The organism is Bacteroidota bacterium (genome assembly GCA_030706565.1).
GTDB lineage: Bacteria > Bacteroidota > Bacteroidia > Bacteroidales > JAUZOH01 > JAUZOH01.
The window spans coordinates 1-5,272 of the sequence record JAUZOH010000272.1 but is presented as its reverse complement, the minus strand read 5'-3'; the positions used below and the strand labels follow the sequence as shown (position 1 = coordinate 5,272).

Sequence of the window (5,272 nt, the reverse complement as noted above, 5' to 3'; positions counted from 1 at the left end):
GCAAAGATTGGAGATATAGACTATGGCTGGTGGGGCGATTGGGACTATGGCTACATCCGAGATCTCAATATGTACATTCAAAAATGTTCCCAGGCAACAGCTCTTCCTGATGCTGATAGAAAGCAGTTTGTGGCAGAAGCCCGTTTTCTGAGGGCTGTCAATTACTTCGAAAAAGTAAAACGTATGGGCGGGGTTCCTTTGATTACTGAACCCATGACCTATAACTACAGCGGTGATCCTGCATACCTTCGCCATCCACGGGCCAAGGAATCTGAAATATACGATTTCGTACTTGCCGAACTGGATACAGTTAAGAATGAACTTCCCAATGATCCGTCCATCAAGGCAAGGGCTACCAAAGCTGCTGCATTGGCCGTTCAGGCAAGGGCTGCTTTATATGCCGCATCTATTGCCAAGTATGGAGCTGCTTATCCGGAACTCTTTTCAACTAAAGGCGAAACAGGAATACCGGCAAACAGGGCTGATGGATATTATAAAAAGGCCCTGGCTGCTGCCCAGGAAATTATTACCGATGGGAAATATTCTTTATACAAGAAAAAACCGGATTTGTCCGAGAATTTTGCTGCCGTGTTTTATGACCAGGATAATAATCCCGAAGCCATTCTTGCAAGGGAATACAAGCTTAAGTCTGGTAAAATCGTTGGTTGGACCCTGGTGAACCAACCCTGGTCGGGTGCTGAGGATTTGGAAGGGGGCAGGGTAAATCCTTCCCTGAACCTGGTGCAGTCTTTCGAAAAACTGGACAATACTTTTGCTCCTCTTGCTGTAAATACGGGTACTACAAAGGCAAACAAACAATTTGTTTATTACGACCATATCGGTGATGTTTTTGCCGGACGTGATGCCCGTTTGGCAGGTACTGTTATTCTGCCCGGATCAAGTTTTAAGGGGAAACCGGTAGATATTTGGGCAGGATATTATGTTATGGCTGACACTTCAATTGTTACGGCCAATACTTATGCCGGTAAAGGACAGTTGCCGGGCGCTCCGACAATGCAACAGGTGGTAGGTTATGACGGCCCTATCAACAGTCTTGAATTTTCTGCACAAACAGGATTCTATGTACGTAAATATATGGATCCTAACCCGGGTTCCGGTATGCGTGGCCCTCAGAGTGGTTTGTGGTGGATCCAGTATCGTTATGGGGAAGTATTGTTGAATGCTGCTGAAGCTTCTTTTGAATTAGGCAAAAAGGATTCGGCTGCATTTTATCTGAATCAGGTTCGTGCCCGTGCAGGTTTGACTATCCCTCTGACTGGTACAGACATGACCTTCGACCGTATCGTTCATGAACGTAAAGTTGAACTTGCTTTTGAAGGACATCAGGTTTGGGACTTAAAAAGATGGAGACTTGCCCATAAAGTATGGAATGGTGTATCAGCTGACCTGACTCAATTCCCGGGAAAAGCTGACGAAGTCAGTGACAGGCCTTTTGCTTTATGGCCCTACAAAATTTATAACCCCGGCGGCCCTAATAATGGGAAATATGTTTTCGAAGTGGTTACTCTTCATGAGGTTACTAACGCACGCCGTTTCCGTATGGGCAATTATTATTCCAATATTAGTTCCGATATAAGGGCTAAAAATCCATTAATTACACCTAATCCTAATCAAAATTAATAAGTTATGAAAACATTTAATTATATATTGCTTTTCATTCTGTGTATTATGGCTGTTTCCTGTGAATATGACAACTATGATGCGCCTAATGCACAGTTAACAGGTAACCTTGTATATAAGGGAGAACCTTTAAATGTTAGTGCAGGTGAAATAGCTTTTCAGTTGTATGAGCCTGGCTGGCAACTGACTGCAACTATTAATAATGATAGGGGAGTCAAGGTAGCCCAGGATGGTTCTTTTTCGGCTTTGATTTTTAATGGAACTTACAAACTGATTATGCCTAAAAATCAGGGGCCGTTTATGAATGTCACCAACACTGCTACAAATTCTGATACCATTATGGTAAAAGTAAACGGGAATACAAAGATGAATATTGAAGTTGTACCTTATTACCTGGTCCGTAATGCGAAATTTTCTGTAAGTGGCAAAACAGTAACTGCTAATTTTAAGGCTGAGCAAATTATTACCGATGCCAATGCAAAATCTATAGAAAGGGTTTCCTTATATGTAAACAGGACCCAATTCGTTGACAACCGGGGAAGTTACAATATCAAGGCTGCCGATATGAGTGGTGGTTCTATTGCCGATCCAAACAATATTACTTTAAGTTTGGATGTGCCGGATATCGTTCCTGCTCAAAATTATGTATTTGCACGTGTCGGAATTAAAATTGCCGGAGTTGAAAAGATGATTTTCTCTCCAGTTCAGAAAATTACTCTTGCTAAATAGTAATTCCTTAAAGTCGTCCCGGATTATTCCGGGATGACTTTTTTTTGTCGAAATTCAATTTTAACGTAGAAATAACAGGTGTTAAAGATTTTTTTTAACTGAAATTTCTCGTAAAAACTGCGTAATTAATCACATGTGTTGAGAATTAATGAATTTTTTGCGTCCTGGCGTCTTTGCGTGAAACATATCTCACCCAAAGACGCCATGTCGCAAAAAAAATTAATTTAACATATAGATAATTTTCTTTAATTCCACTCTTAGCCCTATTTATCGTAGTAATAAGTGCAAATTATAAAACGATAAATTAAATTAGTACCTTATTTTTTTTACAACATATTTCCCATTATTTCCTTAAAATAAAAAATATATGAAGAAACATTTAATAACAATTGTCTTGATTCTGTTCTGCCTTGGAGGCATTGCGATATCCCAGACTGTTCCGCGTCCTGAGTATCCACGCCCTCAATTTGAAAGAAACAGCTGGATGAATTTGAACGGGACATGGAGCTATATTTTTGATTTCGGCAATTCTGGCCATGACCGCAAGTATCAGGAGAGTAAAGGGTTTGATGGTAAAATCATTGTTCCTTTCTGCCCCGAGAGTAAATTATCCGGTGTGGGATACAAGGATTTTATAAATGATATGTGGTATCACCGCATGATAGATATTCCTGGCGGCTGGTCCGGAAAGAAGATAATACTTCATTTCGGTGCAGTGGATTATAAGTCTGAAGTATATATTGATGGTAAATTTGTAGGCCGTCATTTCGGAGGAACTTCTTCATTTGAGTATGATATCACTCCATTTGTTACAGCAGGCCAATCACATAATCTTGTTTTGTATGTAAATGATGACTTAAGGTCTGGAAAGCAAACAGGAGGAAAGCAATGTTTTAATTATTTTTCCGGAGGCTGTTCCTATACCCGTACCACAGGAATTTGGCAAACTGTTTGGATGGAAGCTCTTTCACCAAACGGATTAAAATCGTGCCAGGTAATACCTGACCTTGACCAGAAACAGGTAGTCGTATATCCTTCATTTTACAAGGAAAACAATTCATATACCCTAAAGGTGACATTAAAGGATAATGGAAAAATTGTTTCGGAAAAATCGGTAAGGGCAACCAACAGTTCAGTATGCGTCCTGCCGGTTCCCCATGTGAAAACATGGTCACCTGAAAATCCTTTTTTGTATGACCTTAGTTATGTCGTTACCGATAAGAATAACAAAATTGTTGATGAGGTGAATTCTTATGTGGGTATGCGCAAAGTTCATATTGAGGGTAACCGTATCTTTCTGAATAACAAACCCTATTATTTACGTCTGGTACTGGATCAGGGCTTTTATCCTGAGGGAATCTGGACGGCCCCTACAGACGGGGATTTGAAAAAAGATATTGAAATGTCCATGGAAGCCGGCTTCAATGGCGCTCGCTTACATCAAAAAGTATTTGAGGAAAGGTTCCATTATTGGGCAGATAAACTGGGCTATCTGACCTGGGGCGAATCTTCAAGCTGGGGGTCGGATTGCAATGATGTAGAAGCTGCCAGAAATTTTATTGGTGAATGGTCGGAAATTATTGCCCGCGACCGCAATTATCCTTCGATTATCGCATGGACTCCGTTTAACGAGAGTTGGAACAATGATAATTTCCAGTATCCCCGTTTTGTTCAGGATATATATAGGATTACCAAAGGCTTGGATCCTACCCGGCCTGTAAATGATGCCAGCGGTGGAACACACGTGATGACCGATATATGGACTGTCCATAACTATGAACAGAATCCAACAAAATTGACTGAGATCCTTACGCCAGGGGCTGATGGCCGTATGTTCTCGAACGACAATTACAGGTGTGCCCCTTATTCCGGACAGCCTTATTTGTTGGATGAATTTGGCGGTATCCGCTGGATCCCCACCGAGAAAGATAAAAATAGTGAAAAATCCTGGGGATATGGAAATGCTCCCAGAACAGTGGAAGAGTATTATACCCGGTTGGGAGGCTTGGTGGATGCTATCTTAAGCCGTCCAAATGTTTGGGGCTATTGTTTTACGCAACTTACGGATGTGGAACAGGAACAGAATGGCATATACCTGTACAACCGTTCCCCAAAATTCGATATGAGCCGTATTAAAGCGATTTTTAGTAAAAATCCGGCTTTTCAATAAATAATGATTATTTTAACCAAATTGTTTAGGATTAAAAAATAATATTAAACCAATTGATTTATAAGTATTCCAAAATTCCAAAATCTGCTCTCTTGCTTTTGATTTTCAAATAATCTGGAGGGTGAAAAAATTTAAACTAAGGCAAATGAAAAAAAAGATAATTGTTATTTCAAGCATTTTGTTTTTTTTGGCCGGATTTACGTGGGCTCAACAATTAAGGCCACCATCCGTTCCTTTGGTCGCGCATGACCCCTATTTTAGTATTTGGTCTCCTGCCGACAGGCTTTATGACCATGAAACTGTGCATTGGACAGGCCGCAATCAGCCGATGCACAGCATATTGCGTGTTGATGGCAAGTCATACCGTATCATGGGTAGCCAACCCTCCTCCCTGGAACCTCTTAATCAGGTGGGGGTTAATGTTTATCCAACCCGCACAGTATATCATTTCCAGAATAATATCGTTTCCCTGGAATTGACTTTTACCACTCCTGCATTGGTTTCTAATCCGGATATTTTGTCCCGTCCTGTTACTTATCTGAGCTGGAATGTAAAAGCCCTGGATGGTAAAGAGCATGATGTTCAAGTATTTTTCGACTGTGGTGCCGATGTTGCCGTAAATGATCCTGACCAGACGGTTCAATGGAGCTCCCCTACAATTCAGGGATTGAATGTGTTGAAGTTGGGAACTGTTGATCAGCCCATATTGAAAAAGAAAGGGGATAATCTGCG

General features: G+C 40.9%; 4 protein-coding genes. All 4 read left to right on the top strand.

The annotated features are described in order from the left end of the window. On the top strand, window positions 1–1,641 hold a 1,641-nt coding region (locus Q8907_12345; GenBank protein MDP4275060.1), incomplete at its 5' end, for a RagB/SusD family nutrient uptake outer membrane protein. 6 nt (window positions 1,642–1,647) lie between these two features. After that, window positions 1,648–2,370, top strand: a complete 723-nt coding sequence (locus tag Q8907_12340) for a DUF3823 domain-containing protein (protein MDP4275059.1) — start codon at window positions 1,648–1,650, stop codon at window positions 2,368–2,370. Window positions 2,371–2,737: 367 nt separating this feature from the next. Continuing rightward, window positions 2,738–4,540, top strand: a complete 1,803-nt coding sequence (locus Q8907_12335) for a glycoside hydrolase family 2 TIM barrel-domain containing protein (GenBank protein MDP4275058.1) — start codon at window positions 2,738–2,740, stop codon at window positions 4,538–4,540. A 145-nt stretch (window positions 4,541–4,685) separates the two neighbouring features. Next, window positions 4,686–5,272: DUF5127 domain-containing protein (locus tag Q8907_12330; protein ID MDP4275057.1), on the top strand; the 587-nt coding region annotated here is incomplete at its 3' end.